Source organism: Paenibacillus sp. 37, assembly GCF_008386395.1.
Lineage (GTDB): Bacteria > Bacillota > Bacilli > Paenibacillales > Paenibacillaceae > Paenibacillus > Paenibacillus amylolyticus_B.
Genome location: NZ_CP043761.1, coordinates 5,085,942 through 5,101,444, shown reverse-complemented (window position 1 = coordinate 5,101,444; position 15,503 = coordinate 5,085,942). Strand labels below are relative to the sequence as shown.

The 15,503-nt window shown below is 45.2% G+C and carries 18 protein-coding genes; 9 read left to right on the top strand and 9 right to left on the bottom strand.

From position 1 onward, the window contains the following. Positions 1-34: 34 nt before the first annotated feature. A complete protein-coding gene (locus tag F0220_RS21910) occupies positions 35-1,219 on the bottom strand; it encodes a serine hydrolase domain-containing protein (protein WP_149846761.1) in 1,185 nt (394 codons plus the stop codon). A 169-nt stretch (positions 1,220-1,388) separates the two neighbouring features. Here F0220_RS21910 and F0220_RS21905 point away from each other — a divergent pair, with 169 nt between their 5' ends. After that, positions 1,389-1,841 (top strand): Lrp/AsnC family transcriptional regulator, encoded by a 453-nt coding sequence (locus F0220_RS21905; protein WP_105599801.1) that lies wholly within the window; start codon positions 1,389-1,391, stop codon positions 1,839-1,841. 94 nt (positions 1,842-1,935) lie between these two features. Here the strand turns inward: F0220_RS21905 and F0220_RS21900 are convergent, their stop codons facing one another. The 5 genes from F0220_RS21900 to F0220_RS32990 all read right to left on the bottom strand — a co-directional run bounded on the left by F0220_RS21900 (position 1,936) and on the right by F0220_RS32990 (position 5,791). After that, positions 1,936-3,141 (bottom strand): MFS transporter, encoded by a 1,206-nt coding sequence (locus F0220_RS21900; protein WP_105599799.1) that lies wholly within the window; start codon positions 3,139-3,141, stop codon positions 1,936-1,938. A gap of 125 nt (positions 3,142-3,266) precedes the next feature. Next, positions 3,267-4,130, bottom strand: a complete 864-nt coding sequence (locus tag F0220_RS21895) for an alpha/beta fold hydrolase (RefSeq protein ID WP_105599798.1) — start codon at positions 4,128-4,130, stop codon at positions 3,267-3,269. Positions 4,131-4,186: 56 nt separating this feature from the next. Beyond that, complete coding sequence (locus F0220_RS21890; protein ID WP_105600019.1) at positions 4,187-4,609, bottom strand: MarR family winged helix-turn-helix transcriptional regulator; 423 nt, start codon at positions 4,607-4,609, stop codon at positions 4,187-4,189. Positions 4,610-4,725: 116 nt separating this feature from the next. Then, positions 4,726-5,427: an ABC transporter substrate-binding protein gene (locus F0220_RS21885; RefSeq protein ID WP_223199743.1), complete on the bottom strand. Its 702-nt coding sequence runs from the start codon at positions 5,425-5,427 to the stop codon at positions 4,726-4,728. Continuing rightward, on the bottom strand, positions 5,381-5,791 hold the full coding sequence (locus tag F0220_RS32990) for a TroA family protein (RefSeq protein ID WP_223199742.1): 411 nt from the start codon (positions 5,789-5,791) through the stop codon (positions 5,381-5,383). Before F0220_RS32990 ends, F0220_RS21885 begins: the two co-directional genes overlap by 47 nt. A 166-nt stretch (positions 5,792-5,957) precedes the next feature. On the opposite strand from F0220_RS32990, the gene F0220_RS21880 reads away from it, so the two are divergent. Both F0220_RS21880 and F0220_RS21875 read left to right on the top strand, forming a co-directional pair. Continuing rightward, positions 5,958-7,034: a FecCD family ABC transporter permease gene (locus tag F0220_RS21880; protein WP_181155496.1), complete on the top strand. Its 1,077-nt coding sequence runs from the start codon at positions 5,958-5,960 to the stop codon at positions 7,032-7,034. Between the two features lie 2 nt (positions 7,035-7,036). Beyond that, the gene (locus F0220_RS21875; RefSeq protein WP_105599795.1) at positions 7,037-7,804 is read left to right on the top strand and encodes an ABC transporter ATP-binding protein; all 768 of its coding nucleotides are present in this window, start codon (positions 7,037-7,039) and stop codon (positions 7,802-7,804) included. 142 nt (positions 7,805-7,946) lie between these two features. On the opposite strand, the gene F0220_RS21870 is transcribed toward F0220_RS21875, so the two are convergent. After that, positions 7,947-8,579 carry a DUF421 domain-containing protein gene (locus F0220_RS21870; RefSeq protein WP_179198423.1) on the bottom strand — a complete coding sequence of 211 codons (633 nt, stop codon included), beginning with the start codon at positions 8,577-8,579 and terminating at the stop codon, positions 7,947-7,949. A 154-nt stretch (positions 8,580-8,733) separates the two neighbouring features. Between F0220_RS21870 and rnhA the strand changes: the two genes are divergently transcribed. From rnhA to F0220_RS21845, 5 genes are all read left to right on the top strand, one after another. Further along, positions 8,734-9,387, top strand: coding sequence for a ribonuclease H (gene rnhA, locus F0220_RS21865; RefSeq protein ID WP_105599793.1), 654 nt, complete (start codon positions 8,734-8,736; stop codon positions 9,385-9,387). A 210-nt stretch (positions 9,388-9,597) separates the two neighbouring features. Then, positions 9,598-10,467 carry an alpha/beta fold hydrolase gene (locus F0220_RS21860; RefSeq protein WP_105599791.1) on the top strand — a complete coding sequence of 290 codons (870 nt, stop codon included), beginning with the start codon at positions 9,598-9,600 and terminating at the stop codon, positions 10,465-10,467. A gap of 299 nt (positions 10,468-10,766) precedes the next feature. Further along, positions 10,767-11,756, top strand: coding sequence for a serine/threonine protein kinase (locus F0220_RS21855; RefSeq protein WP_091013782.1), 990 nt, complete (start codon positions 10,767-10,769; stop codon positions 11,754-11,756). A 238-nt stretch (positions 11,757-11,994) separates the two neighbouring features. Further along, on the top strand, positions 11,995-12,435 hold the full coding sequence (gene imm48 / locus F0220_RS21850; protein WP_105599790.1) for an Imm48 family immunity protein: 441 nt from the start codon (positions 11,995-11,997) through the stop codon (positions 12,433-12,435). Positions 12,436-12,466: 31 nt separating this feature from the next. After that, positions 12,467-13,006 (top strand): RNA 2'-phosphotransferase, encoded by a 540-nt coding sequence (locus F0220_RS21845; protein ID WP_091014382.1) that lies wholly within the window; start codon positions 12,467-12,469, stop codon positions 13,004-13,006. Positions 13,007-13,186: 180 nt separating this feature from the next. Here F0220_RS21845 and F0220_RS21840 read toward each other — a convergent pair whose 3' ends face one another. Both F0220_RS21840 and F0220_RS21835 read right to left on the bottom strand, forming a co-directional pair. Beyond that, on the bottom strand, positions 13,187-14,044 hold the full coding sequence (locus F0220_RS21840; protein WP_105599788.1) for an SDR family oxidoreductase: 858 nt from the start codon (positions 14,042-14,044) through the stop codon (positions 13,187-13,189). A 110-nt stretch (positions 14,045-14,154) separates the two neighbouring features. After that, positions 14,155-14,580 (bottom strand): Rrf2 family transcriptional regulator, encoded by a 426-nt coding sequence (locus F0220_RS21835; RefSeq protein WP_091013862.1) that lies wholly within the window; start codon positions 14,578-14,580, stop codon positions 14,155-14,157. 423 nt (positions 14,581-15,003) lie between these two features. Here F0220_RS21835 and F0220_RS21830 point away from each other — a divergent pair, with 423 nt between their 5' ends. After that, a complete protein-coding gene (locus F0220_RS21830; protein ID WP_026080959.1) occupies positions 15,004-15,480 on the top strand; it encodes a DUF6790 family protein in 477 nt (158 codons plus the stop codon). Positions 15,481-15,503: the final 23 nt, after the last annotated feature.

Below are 15,503 nucleotides of genomic sequence, written 5' to 3'. Positions count from 1 at the left end.
AAGCCGCCCAATGATATTGGGCGGTTATTCGTATTTAAATTCTTGCAGCCCCTTTGCTTTCACGAATGCCTGCGTAGATGGCATCACAAATATCGGTGGTATACTGGCCTGACATCCCTTCAAGTGCCGTGTTGGTGAATGCTGCAACACTAAGTTCTTCTTTTGGATCAACAAACCAGGAATGGCCGTAAGTTCCACCCATTCGCCACGTACCCGCTGATTCCGTTGTACCAGCTGCCGCAGGATCTTTAAGTACGGTAAAACCAAGGCCAAACCCTCTGCCTGGCCAGTATGGCATCACGAGATCACCGATTTGATTGGTAGACATCTCAGCCGCAACGGCTTCTGTAAGGAGAGGCTGTCCTCCTTGTCGCAATGCTTCAAGTAAAGTAAGAAAATCTCCGGTACTTCCAACCATACCCGCTCCGCCCGACAAGTAAGCAGAAGTACGATTCGCACGATTGGGTGACAGTCGGAAACCGGCAGTCCCTTCAATAAAAGGAACCTGCTCCAATTGATTATGGAGAAGACGCGGTTCTTCAGATCCATCAGCATATGCAGCGGTCAATCGATCCGAATCGACTGCAACAAAGTCAGTGTCTGTCATGTGAAGTGGACGAGTAACCAGCAGTTGAACAGCTTCTCTTAACGACATTCCGGTTACCTTTTCAATAACGGCTCCGAGTACATCTGTCGCGATGGAATACCTCCACATGTCTCCTGGCTCATATATAAGAGGAACAGAAGCAAGCCTTTGGAGATTCTCCTCCAGACTTAATTCAGATAAATCCATTCCATCCGAGATACCTGCACGTTCATAGGTTCCTTGCTCTTCTTGGAAAAACCGATAGGTCAAGCCAGCGGTGTGTGTCATCAATTGCTGAATTGTTATTTGGGTGTCCTGACCATTGGCAAGCTTGGGCCGGAATGCAGGTAGCCAGCGAGTCACCGGATCATGCAGATTCAGCTTTCCTTGTGAGACCAAAGCCAGAGCTGCTGTGGACACAATGGGTTTAGTTACGGAAGCCAGTCGAAACAGAGTGTTTTCTGCCATGGTACGTTTTTGCTCCCTGTCTGCGAAACCAGCTGCCCGGCTGTATGTCAGTTCCCCTCCTAATGCAACCTGTACAACCGTTCCTACGATTCTTTTTTCGCTTATCGCGCGGTCCATGGCTTCATCCACATAAGTATGCAATGTTGTCTTATTTTCTTTTTCCATTCCAATCTTCCTCTCTTCAGGTGATATGCTTGATTAATGATTGTGACTGTGTATATTATATAAATGATTTATCTTGTATCACATAAGGTGTTAAAGGTATTATGGTTAATTAGCGAATATATTTAAGGTAATATTTAATCATATCTTATAGTTCAAAGGGGTGCATTACATGGACGAAATAGATCAGCATATTCTGTTTCACTTGGAGAATCAGGCGAGATTATCCATGACCGAGTTAGGAAAATTAGTCGGATTATCTCAACCAGCTGTTACTGAGCGAGTCAAACGAATGGAAGAAAAGGGGGTTATCGAGGAATATCGAACCGTAATCTCACCATCCAAATTGGGCAAGCAGAGCACAGCATATGTTCTCTTTCGTACGCGGGATTGTTATCCTTTCCTGGATTTCTGCCGTGCGTCACCTGAAGTCGTGGAATGTTATCGGATTAGCGGGGAGTATAACTACTTGCTGAAAATCCTCACAGACACCATTCAGGGACTAGAGGAGTTTGAGAACAAGTGTGATCCGTACGGTACTTACATGACTTTAATCACCATGTCTTCTCCAATTGCACATAAGAATCTCGTGGAAGGACCAAATCTGTTGGCACAGGCAGAATAAGATTCTGGTCTTTAAAATGAAAAACAGAAGAGGAGTCCACATCAAGTGAACTCCTCTTTCCTCCTGCGTGTAACTCATGCAAAATGCCTTCCTGTTAATTTGCTCTGGTAAATCCATATTTATAAGCACGCATAACTACAAGCAACGCAGGAATGAGCAAGATAAACAGCGCCCCAGAAAGGTATCCTGCTCCAAACACTTCAAGAAGGATGCCCCCGATGATGCCTCCTCCGCCAATCGCCAGATTCCATGCTGTAACCAGCATCGATTGGGCGACATCTGTGCTTTTGCCTCCCGCTTGAGCGATGGCAGTCTGTAACAGTGTCGCGGCCCCGCCAAACGTAATTCCCCAGATCATGATGCCAAAGATAATCATCACAGGTTGATGAGTACCGATTCCCATCACGACAGACGCGAGAGCGAATGCTGCCAGACTGATGATTACTAATCTCCTCAAAAATCGGTCAATGAGCATTCCGGTTAACCAAATTCCCATAATGGAAGTGATACCGAAAATGAGCAAAATCAAGTCTACTCTGTTAGCAAATACGGTCTGGGCAAGGTAGGGAGAAATATAGGTGTAAAGGATATTATGGGCCAGCATCCAGGCCAGAACAACAAACAGAATGGGCCTAACTCCGGGAATTAAAAACACCTTATGCAGTGGAAGACGTTCCCCAGCCGGTTCTCCTGCAAAATCCGGCATTTTCCAGAGAACCCATACGATTAAAGCTGCGGTCAGAAGAGATACAATCCCGAAGATGAGGCGCCAGCCGATATAAGAACTGAGAAAACTGCCAATTGGGACACCCAGGGCTAACGCCACGGGTGTGCCGACCATAGCCACGGCCATGGCCTTGCCTTTTAACGAATCCGGGACCATCCGACGAGCATAACCTGCTGTCATTCCCCATAACACACCGGCAGAGACACCGGCCATGAAACGAGCAGCAAGTGTCAGGATATAATCTGAGGATATTGCGGTAACGGTGTTAAAGACAAGAAAGCCACCGATGCATACCAGCAGAAGAGGTCGGCGTCTCCATCCACGTGTAGCAGCAGTCAAGGGAATGGCAGCAACAAGTGATCCAATGGCATAAAGAGTCACCAACTGTCCAGTGAGGGATTCGGTGACCCCCAAGTCTTTTGCAATTTGCGGCAGCAGTCCCGCAGGCAGGCTTTCAGTGAGGATGCAAATGAAGCCAGCCATGGCTAAAGCAAGTAGTCCCGCCCACGGAAGGCGTTCTGAAGATATGGAAGGCAGCTCCCTTTGCTTGGGGAGGGATGTGTTAATGGCCATGAACTAAAACCTCTTTTCTTATTGTTTAATCCTATCCAGAACTATGCATATAAGCTTATCTAAAAAAAACAAACTTTTGCATACAGGATTAAAGGTAAGAAGGAGGTCTTAACATGGTATTTATTTTATTTTGTGAGTTTTTCCGTTAATTCAAAAGGGTGCTGTCTGTTCAACCATTCAAGAATGAGTTTGACAGGTTCCAAGTACCGTTGGCCTACCAGTAAACCCGTATGGGTTGTATCCCAAAGTCCGGCATATGCAGCGCCCAGTTGCTTGGCAGTTAATTGGCCTCTCTGATCTTCGTCTTCACAGGAAACAGCCTTGATCACCAAGCTGGGACAATGGATCAGGTCGCCATTAATGGATATTCCATCGGCTCCTCGCAGGACTGAAAAGGTAGCAAATGCCTTCGCAGACTCCGTTTGCAGATACTTACGCTGAAAAGCAATGTCTTCCGGCGTCTCATCGATGCTTGCAAGTTCCTGCCGAACAGGTGCAGGCATGATGATGTCCGATACGGTTTCACGATCTTTTTCAGGATAAGGCACGGCGTCATGGACCTCTTTGCTTATACTGGCATCAATGACAACCAGGCCTGCGAGAGTAGCGTTTTCTGCAATCTTTTGACTGAGAATCCCACCCATGCTGAAGCCAATAAGAATGGGAGGTTCGTTGATCCCGGCTAACACTTCCCGAATATCCTCCAAATAATCGTCAAACGTAATCTTTGTCATGTCCATGACCCGACTCATGTAATGGCTTCTCAAGTTCATGACATAACAGGTCCAACCGTGCTGGACAAAACGGGGGATATATTTGCTCCACATCCAGCTGCCTGTGTAGGCACCGTGAAGGAATAGCAGTGGGGGCTTCTTGGTCACTGTTTCGGCATCATAAATCGGGGGTCCTTTGAATATTTCCAAGTGTAAATCATGTTCTCCGATCTTCTTGACCTCATGTTTCGGTAATAATTTTGTGTAATCTGTCATACTAAAACCTCCTCCAAGATATTGGTTTGATATCAAACTATTTCTCCAAAAAAAAATTAGAAGTTACCATGAATTTTCATTAAAATTCGAAGCAGTTCTTTTTTCTCCGCTTCCGTAACGTTCGCATAGAACGCGTCCAGCATGCGCTGCGATATCTCTTCAAAGACCGGCTTTAATTCTTCGCCTTTTGCAGTCAAAGCGACATGAACAACGCGTGAATCTGTTGCATCACGCTCCTTAACGACGTATCCTGTGCGCACCAATTTGTCCACAAGTGCAGTCACCGTGGATTTATCCTTGCCAATTTTTTTGGCGATTTCAGCCATGGTCATCCTGTGATTGTTGTACAGGGCATAGATAATATCCCCATGGGACGTAGCGAGATCCTGGATTCCCTGTTCAGCCATCTCGGCCAGGATGAAACGGTTGACCTTCTCTTTAATTTTGGATATGAGTGAAATAGCGTCTCTTGTTTTCATAAGTGTAATATAGTTTGTTATCAAACTAATGTCAAGCTTTGATCCGGGATTTATTGCATGCGCAGTATAGTAAAAGAGCAGTGAGAATTTCTTCTCCTGCTCCTTTGCTCCAGTTATTACTTGATTGGATTAGCTTTCATTTCCTGTCCCATTTTCTCAATACCATCCAGAATTTGATATCCATAACCCCAGAACTGGCTGAAATCTGTGACATAGATCTGTTTGTTCTTGATTGCGTTCATACTTTGCAGGGCGGGATTGGCATACAGATTTTGAATCAGCTTGTCGATATCCGGTGAACCGGCGTACGCAGACAAGAGCAGATAGTCCGGGTTCGCTGTGATCAGTTGTTCAACACTTACCTCACCTTGCACACCATCAAACGTATTTTTCAGCTTCAACAGTCCCAGTGCATCAAGCTGATACGTATCGTTCTGCATGCTGCTTACCGTAATAGTGTCTTCCGTAGCAGGTACGATGTAGGCAAAAGAATGCTCAGGCTGATCGGCTACACTTGCCTTAATGGCTTCAACACGAGTCTTCAGACTTTCTGTGAATGTTGCAGCATTTTCTTGAACGTCGAAGATCTGACCAAGTTGTGCGATATCGCTATACAGGCTATCGAGTGTGCCTTTGTGATTCGTCGTTTGCAGGAATGTGCGGATATTCATGTCATTCAATCCATCGACGGTACCCACACCCCAGTCTGCATCAGCGAACAGGTCACCCCGTCCGAGTACCAGATCCGGGCTTGCACCTACAACCAGCTCTTTACCTATCGTAATCCTTGGACAATACCGGAATTTTGGCGAAATCATCAGCCACATCAGGTGTAACGGAACCGTATAGAGCAGCAACACCGACCATTTTATCGGTCAGACCCAACTTGATGAGCATCTCTGCCGCAGATTGGGTATTCGCAACCACACGTTCAGGCGCTTTATCGAATACTTGCACTTTCGGTTTCCATTCGCCGCCCTCACCCGAGATTGTGAAATTCTCAATGGTGAGTGGGTACGTCGTTTTATTTGTATTCTCAGCAAGAGTTGAGTTTTCTGTCGTGTTAGTTGTTGAAGTTGTTCCTTCGGCAGGGGAAGAAGTTGAAGCATTCGAACAGGCTGCAAGCAGCAGTAACAGGAGACTTAGAGCAGCGAAGCTAATGGTTCTGGTTGTAAATTTCATGAAATGGTGAACCCCTTTTCGATGTGTTTTAAATTGACAAAGATAATCATTCTCAATTATAATCCGAGAAAATGCTTTGTAAATAGCTAAATTGAATATGTTCTACATTTTACATGAATTGATGGGGGAAGAGATGGCACAGACGGTTCAGGTTCAGACGCAGCGTATGGGGAAAAGAGAGTCTCTGATTCATAGTAAATCCGGTTTTGCTTTACTGATTGCAGCTTTAATCATGATTACGCTTATTTCTGTAGGAATCGCGGTTTCCATTGGACAGGTTCGTATTCCGCTGGCGGAATCATATCGTATTCTTTTGTACAAATTAACGGGATTCCAGTGGGGAACAACACCCATTGAGGCAGGTTCCTTTACCGATATCATCTGGCAGATTCGTTTCCCGCGTGTGCTGATGGCGATGTTTATCGGTTCAGGCTTGGCCTTGTGCGGTACTGTTATGCAGGCTGCTGTGCAGAACCCACTGGCTGATCCATACATACTGGGTATATCCTCAGGTGCTTCACTTGGAGCAACCTTTGCGATTCTCATTGGATTCGGTGCAATTGGGTGGCTTGGTCAGACCGGGGTGGCTTTCTGGGCCTTTGCCGGAGCGATGGGTGCATCCTTACTGGTCCTGACTTTGGCAGGGATTCGGGGGAAAATGACGTCGGTCAAGCTGGTGCTTGCCGGAATGGTGATTAACGCGCTGTGCAGCGCATTTTCGAACTTTATTATTTATTTTGCCAACAATGCTGAAGGCATCAAAACGGTGACATTCTGGACCATGGGCAGTCTGGCGTCTTCTGGATGGAACAAGCTTCCACTCGTAGGTATCGTCGTGCTGGTGGCGATTCTATTCTTCCTTTTACAGTCCAGAGTTCTCAATACGATGTTATTGGGGGATGAAGCAGCTGTCACACTGGGCATTAATCTGAGTGTGTACCGCAGGGTGTACATGCTGTTAACCGCTTTGGTGACAGGCGTCATGGTGGCGAGCTGTGGCATGATTGGTTTTGTGGGACTCATTATTCCGCATATCGTCAGAGGTCTGGTGGGTTCCGACCATCGTAAAGTGATGCCTGTATCCGTGCTGTTTGGAGCCATTTTCCTGATTTGGACGGATGTGATCGCAAGATCCCTGATATCCAGCGTGGAGTTGCCAATCGGTATTATTACAGCCATGATTGGTGCACCCATGTTTATGTATATGCTGGTCAAAAAAGGCTACGGTTTTGGAGGAAATTAAACATGAAGCTGAACGTAGAAAATGTATCCATCTCTGTGCTGAACACGGACATCATCAAGGACATATCTTTACAGGTGGACGGCAAACAGTTCGTTGGACTGATCGGACCGAATGGTTGTGGGAAGTCAACGCTACTCAAGAGCATCTATAAAGTGATCAAACCTCAGCAAGGCAAGGTTTTTCTGGACCATACCGATATTCTCAAATCCAGCCCAAAGGTTGTATCCAGACATATGGGCGTTGTTGGCCAGTTTAATGAATTGAGTTTTGATTTTACGGTGCGCGAGATGGTCATGATGGGGCGTACCCCGCACAAAAAAATGCTGGAGACGGATAATGAACGGGACCACGAAATTGTGGAACAGGCTTTGGAAAAAGTACATCTGACTGGACATGCAGACCGCAATTACGTGTCTCTGTCGGGTGGAGAGAAACAGCGTGTCGTATTGGCGCGTGTCCTGGCACAGCAACCTCAATTCCTGATCCTGGACGAGCCGACGAACCATCTGGACATCAAATACCAACTTCAAATTCTGAATATTGTCCGTGGACTCGGCATTGGCATATTGGCAGCGTTGCATGATCTTGAACTCGCCGCAGAATATTGCGATTATCTCTATGTGGTGAAAAAGGGCCAGATTGTGGTCCATGGCAAACCCGCTGATATTCTGACTCGCGAGATGATTGGTGAGGTGTTCGATGTAGACTGTGAAATCTATAAGAATCCGGTTACGGGTGGCCTGGGTATTGCTTACCTGAGTACACGGTGATTGGGACTATATCTTCGTTTGGATGACGTGGAGCAATCTTTCGAAATAATCAATTGAAGTGAACATAGACCGTACCTGATGGAGCAATGTTGTTAAGTGCTCACAGGGCCGGTCTTTTGTTTGAGGTGGGGGTCGGGATCAACTATTGAAGCTTAGGATCAACGGGATGAGCATGAGCACCTTTGCTAACTTCTTGGAAAATATCTGTGGAGTTATCGCTATGCGTTGAAGGCTTGCTGCTGTTGTCTTGTTGGGGGTGTTCTCCCGTTGCTGGATTACTACCTGTAATCGCATAACTTCGTAGGATCTCTTCCAGATCTCCAATCGTCACGGGACGAGCATGTCGTTTCAGGACATAACCAAGTTGACCATTGGGTTCCACGGTTGCCGTCTCCAGATCATCTACACTTGTAATTCCGTTCTGCCGCATATGCATCTCAAGCTGATCCATCGTATAACGCATACGTTTCAGATTGGGTATAATGACCTTCCCGTCCTCTACCACAATTTTGGAACTGCCACTCATTAACCGTTCAAAAATATTAAATTTCAATTGCAGTTGTTCCACCACAAGTAACGTCAAAATGAATACCGATGCTGATCCAATCGCTTTGCCAAGCTCATGATTCGCGATGGGCTGTACAATCGTTGTTCCGATGGAGATCATGATGACCGTTGTGGCAACACTCATCTGTGAGATCGACTTACGTCCTGCAATTCGCAGGAGAATCATGCCGATAAGTACAAGTAAAACAGATTTCCATATCCAGTCCATACGTATATTCCTTTCTATTCCAGTATGCGCTTTGCTTCTTAGGCTGTTCTGGAGTTGGAGGAATTATGCAGATGGCTAAATCGATAGCTTTCATTCCGCCCACCGGATCGTATACAATAGGGTATTGATGAAGTGAACAAAGGAGCGGGTCACAGTGGCAAAACAGAAATACTATGTTGTCTGGGAAGGCAAGAAGCCTGGTGTGTATAACACATGGGCAGATTGCAAAGCGCAGACGGATCATTATACTGGAGCAAAATATAAATCCTATGAGTCCAAAGCAGCCGCAGAAGAAGCGTATCGTGCTGGATGGAAAGGGAACTGGGGTTCAAGTGCAGGCGGAGCGTCGAAGACAAAGTCGGCTGGTAGCGGAAGAAGTGCTGGCATGGAAACGTCAGAGGAAGTGGATTACGACAGCATCTCTGTTGATGTGGGCACACGTGGTAACCCCGGACCTGTAGAATACAAAGGGGTAGACACCCGCACCGGTGAGATTATTTTCTCCGTTGGACCGATCTCCAAAGGCACGAACAATCTGGGCGAATTTTTGGCCATTGTACATGCCCTCGCACATCTGAAAAAAGAAGGCAGCAGCAAAACGGTGTATACGGATTCGGTCAATGCCATGAAATGGCTAAAGCAGAAAAAAGTAGCCACGACCTTGCCAAGAGACAACTCCACGGAAGAGATCTGGTTGATGATTGACCGTGCGGAGCAGTGGCTCCAGACGAATACGTACAGCAATAAAGTGCTAAAATGGCAGACCAAACAGTGGGGCGAAATCAAGGCAGATTACGGCCGGAAATAAGTATTTCTCTATAAGATGAGCCCTTTATTTCTGGTCTATTAGAATCGTTATTTACAATTTCCAGTTTCCGCTCTATAATCATCTGAATATGATTAGTTAAACATATGGAGGAGCCTGTCATCTGCGGGCCCTCTTTATCTTTTTGGTCCATTGATTAGCAAGTCCATTCAATAGAATGGGGTATTTGAGTATATATTGCAGGAGGCAGACATGAGTTCCATTTATAGAAGTGAAGAAGGCAAGAGCAGCATACTTGAAGAGTATGAGATTTATTTGAACGAGTTGGGTGAGAAATTTACTCGGGAGTATGTAGAGACGCGTTTTGGCAAGACGCATGTTTTACTGACAGGTCCTCTAGATGGCAAGCCGTTATTTATTCTCCAGGGCGGTAATTGTGTGAATCCGATGACATTATCATGGTTCTCTTCTTTATTTAAAGAATACCGGATTATTGCTCCTGATACGATTGGTCATCCTGGTTATAGTGAGGAAGCGAGTATCTCCACACGGTTTGATAGTTTGGCATTATGGGTATCCGATCTGTTAGATCACTATGATATTGAGAAAAGTGCATTTATCGGTCCATCGTTTGGAGGAGGCATTATCCTCAGACTGGCTACCTATATCCCGGAACGTATCTCGTGTGCCGTATTGGTTGCTCCTGCGGGTCTTGCGGTCAATTCCAAAATTAAAACAGCTCAGGATATCACGCTGCCGCTCGTCAAGTATCGGATGACGTCTTCACCATCTTCTTTGCAAAAAATTACGGACAACATGTCGTGCAACTGCATGAAAGAAATGGATAAAAACATTATCGGCAAACTTTTTAAATACGTCAGCATAGATCAGGATTTGCCCAAGCTAACGGAGCGAGAAGAACTGGTGAATTATACGTCACCAACCTTGTTATTGGTAGGGGAGAAGGATGTCTTTTTCCCTGCGGATAAGTGTATTGAACGCGCTCAAAAGATTATTCAAAATGTTCAAGCCATCAAGTATGATACAGGGCATTTTCCTTCACAGGACGTATTGGTTCAGATGAACGAGGAAATAGGACGTTTTTTACAGAATAATTATTAATAAAAGCTGCAAATGAAGGATTGAAAATGTTTTTCTCCAGTTTAATAAAGTAATTACATCCATCTGTCGATACTCTATATAAGAGAATGCTTTTCTTCTATAGAATAGTGTGGATAGGGATTAGCAGTAGATCGTAGAAGGCTTGAACTCATTAATATTTAAATATTTCGCGTTAAGGTGTTTCAAATTGCATCATTTGGTTTATATGTATAGTTGGCGATGAATTGCTGACTGGTTGAACCAAATGATGCATTTACGCGGAAAGTCTTCCGATCGACAAGGTTGAAAAGAGGTCTGTTATGAGAAAAGACAATTGCAAAATGGCATTGCAGCGCAATGTAATTATAAATGATACATATCAGGTAAGACAGGTATTAGCCAGCAGTGAGTTGGCTATTGTATATGCAGGGCGAGATCGTAACACGGGTGCCAAGGTAGCCATTAAGGAATTCTTCCCACAGAGACTGGCTGAACGTCAGGTAGACAAACGGAGAGTGTTCTGTTCTTCGCGAGGATATGGTGGACAATATCAGGAGTTACTGGCAGCATTTCTGCTCGAAGGTGAATTGTTATCGAAACTGGATCATCCTCATATTGTTTCGTATTTGGATCATTTTGAAGCGAATGATACGGGGTATCTCGTTATGGAATACTGCACGGGAATCACATTGACCGAGTATCTGAATGAACATAATCATGCTCTTGATGCTGCCTTCATAACGGAGACGCTGCTTCCACTGGTGGATACATTGGATTACATACATAAGCAAGGCATTCTTCACCGGGATGTGAAACCTTCCAACATTATGGTTATGGAAGATGGTACACCCAAACTTCTGGACTTTGGCTCAGCTACCCGTTGGCCTATGCAATCCGGAGAGAAACAGGTGATATTTACATCGACAGGTTATTCTCCGCTGGAGTTCTATTCAGAGAAATCCAGTCAGGGACCGATGTCGGACATCTATAGTTTGGCTGCTCTGCTCCATTATTGGACATGCGGGCAACCCCCTATGGACGTGAAACAGCGGTTGTTCCAGGATGAATTGCCATCTGTTCGCTCACATAATGAGTATGTGAATCCTTGGCTCGCTCGTGTTATTCATTGGGGGTTGACGGTTCGTTCTGAGAAACGCTGTGCTTCCTTAGTTTGGGTCAGAAGCTCGCTGCGAGTTCAAGCCTGGGTATGGAAAGTGCGCAAGCCAGGTACAGTGGAATGGTCTTTAGCCGAGAATGAACATACACAGGTCTATGAAGTGGAGCCGAAAAAGCAACATGAAATGGCTTGAATTATAACACCTCTTTTGTAGAATGTATGTTAGATAAGCATATTCGTACAATAAATTAAACCAAGCCGACTTGTAAAAGAGGAGATTGGTTTTTTTATTTTTTATTATGTTATACGGAATTGTACCTCTTCCTAAGGATCTAAGGATAATTTGTAATAAATACCCCACCTCCGATACAATATTCTCATAGAGTCTGAGAGAATGGATCAAATACGGTGCAGAAATGGAGAAAACCAATATGACTGAATTTATCAACGCTGACGATATTAATGACGTAATTCTTGGTGCGGCAGCAAACGAGCTGGAGCAGATGGTGGACAAAATGTGTGAGCTGATTGGTACGCCATTGGAACAGACGACAGAACTGGAGCGTCAGGTAATGGCTGCTTTTGGTTTTGGCGCGGTGTATGGCATCACTCATCGAGATCAGCTGGCGGAGCCGCAGGCTCATGCCTTGAGCATTCGGATGCTGATTAAACCGTTTAATTATAGTGAGCAGCAGGCGGTTGATTTTGCCGATGATCTGATTCGGGTGGCTTCTGATCGTGAGGTTCATCCGGTGATGAATACGATTATCCAACGTGGGATTGATGGACACCGCCAATTCAATCAGGAAGACGACGAAGGATTGGAACGTAACATTCAGGAGATTTTAACCGCGGTTCAATCGCAAAATTAGACGGTTTTATAAGATGTGGGAGATGATTGCATTGGATCTGATGAAATTAAGCAAGGAACTCTCATACGCTCTGCGACATGCACCATGGGAGTATGAGCTGGAACTGGACGAAGAGGGTTGGGTGGAAATCTCGCAATTGCTGGTGGCTTTACATGAAAGTCCGCAGTGGAAGGAAGTCACACAAGCCGATCTGGAGCAGATGATTCAAGCCTCGGAGAAAAAGAGGCACGAAATCCGTTCAGGCCGCATCCGGGCATTGTATGGACATTCGACACCTCATAAGATATCGAAGATACCTGCTAAGCCACCGGAAACCCTGTACCATGGGACGCCGGCACGCGCAGTGCATTCTATTATGGAACATGGCTTACAGCCGCGGCAAAGGCAATATGTACATCTGTCCGCAGATATCGATACGGCCAATCAGGTGGGACGAAGACGGGATGATCTGCCTGTCATTTTGAAAATCAATGCTGCTCAAGCGGCCACAGATGGAATCCTCTTTTATCATGGAAATGAAAATATCTGGCTGGCCGATCACATTCCCGCACGTTATATTCTTGAGCAGTGACCAATGAGTGATGAACTGTTGTGGAAATCATAAGTATCTATCTCGAATTGCAGCAGTCGCAATCAACGGGTGAGTGTACAGTCATCCGTTCAACGGGGATATCATTGTATTGATCGATAGCTACACCAAAAAGGGACACATCCAACATTGGTTGGTGTGTCCCTTTCTCATATCCAAAACTTACTTGCCTAAAATTGCTTTAATACCTTCGCTAAGTGGCTGAGCCGGACGGCCAAGCAATTTCTCTAAAGTATCACTCTCTACAGCCAATGCGCCTTCACGGATGGCACTTTGCATATCAACAAGCATCGATACGACAAAGTCCGGTAGACCTGCGCCTTTCATGATGTCAGCGTAAGCGGCATCGTCCACGTTTTGCACGTTGATTTCCTGTCCAAGCACTTCACCAACAATGGCAGCCAGTTCAGCTTGCGTACGTAGTTTGCCGGACAATTCATATACGGTATTCTCATGTCCTTCACCTGCGAGTACAGCTGCAGCAGCATGGGCGTAGTCACTGCGGGTAGCCCAGCCTACTTGGCTGTCATTGGTGGCATGAACCCAAGGTGCGCCTTGCGTAGCGGCTTGCACACTGCCTGCTTCATTTTCCAGGTACCAGTTGTTGCGCAGGAAGGAATAAGGAATGCCGGATTCACGAATCGCTTTTTCTGTAGCGCGGTGAACTTCCGCCAGGGAAAGGGTGTTTTTCTCTGCATTCACAACGCTTGTATAAGCGATGAAACCAACGCCTGCGTTCTTGGCAGCGTCAATGGCAGCCTGATGTTGGCGAATACGCGTTTCATTGTCACCATCGGTGGAGATGAGCAACAGACGGTCTACACCGGCAAAAGCTTTCTCCAACGTCTCCGGTTGATCGAAATCACCGTGACGCACGTCAACGCCTTGAGTGCGGAGTGCTTCCGCTTTCTCTGGATTACGTACACTTACTGCCACATCCTTGGCAGAATCCGTTTTTAACAATGCCTCTACAACCAGTGAACCCAATTGACCTGTTGCGCCAGTGACCAAAATTTTCATCTTCTTTTCCTCCTAGGATATGTGTTTTGTTTGCATATGGTTGTAATCAAAAATGTTATAACAGGTGTGATTACAACGAAAGGGTTAAAAAAAGCTCATTATGAGCTTTTTTATTCAGAGACATGAATCTGATCCATCATCTGCTGTATGGTTACACGATTCAAGCGCTGTTCCATGGCTGTCTGAGCCTCAATGAGTTCGGCACGCAAGGTGTGTTCAATCATGTTGCCGACCGGACATTTCGGATTCGGATGTTTGTGAAAGTTAAACAATTCCCCATCCTCCACGACCTCTAGCGCTCGATATACATCGAGAAGGGTAATGTCGGCCGGATCTTTCAACAAGGAAGCACCGCCCACACCGGGTCTGACGTCAATTAGACCAGCCTGTTTCAGCTTGGACATAATCCGCCGAATAATCACGGGATTGGTATTCACACTCTGCGCTATCATATCTCCGGTGCATTCATTGGGCATAACAGCGATCAGGGACAGGGTATGAACCGCAATGGAAAAGCGACTGCTGATTTGTCTCATGGGATAATCACCACCGTTGTAACTATAATAGTTACAAAGTGATTGGTTGTCAATTCTTTTATATTATATGTTAATTGATAGTTGCTGTTATCCTGTAATCGTATCTGACTAAACAGATGATAATTGAATTATCACCTATGTCAAATAAATGAGTTGTGGTTCTTTTGAAGCGTTAAAAAAGAAGCAGGTTTCAAACCTTTTAATGTAATAATAGGGCTATATTCCTATTATTTTCAAGTTAAATGGAACTATATGGTTTTCTTGTTTGCGTACAGTGGAAGAAAAATGACAAAAGCTTCGACAAAATAGAAAATTATGTATGAATTGACAAATGTAAAAGCGATTATATAATGTGTGTATCTACAAGATTGTACATTTAGTTACAAATGATTCCAAATAACAAACGGCGGGAGTGGGACAGGCATGTGGTTTTTGGTTCTATGGTTGTTAGGTCTAATTTCAGGGGGAGTACACTTATATGTGTTAGGTTTTCCCGGGGAAATGAGCGAGATTAGCAGAGTATTGCTGCTTCATCAGTTTGTGGTTACGTTTGGATTGGTTGGAGTGATTGGTTATGTTGTCAACATTGCCAGAGCGGATCAGACAGCCAAAATGTTAGGATGGCCTGGTGGACCATTTCAGGTTAAATACGGTTTTTCCCAGGTAGGGCTTGGAGTTATGGGGATTATGGCCATATGGTTCCAGGGGAACTTTTGGGTTGGTGTATTGGTAACGATGTACATATACGGATTAAGTGGTCTTTGGTCACATACTTATGTCATGATTAAAAATCGCAAGGCAGATGGAGACAGTATCGGGAATCTCATTATGGATGTGGTGTATCAAACGTTTATCACGGTTCTCTCGGTATTGGCTGGTGGAATCTGGGTAATGCACTAAGCTGTAATTGATTTTTTGCCTTA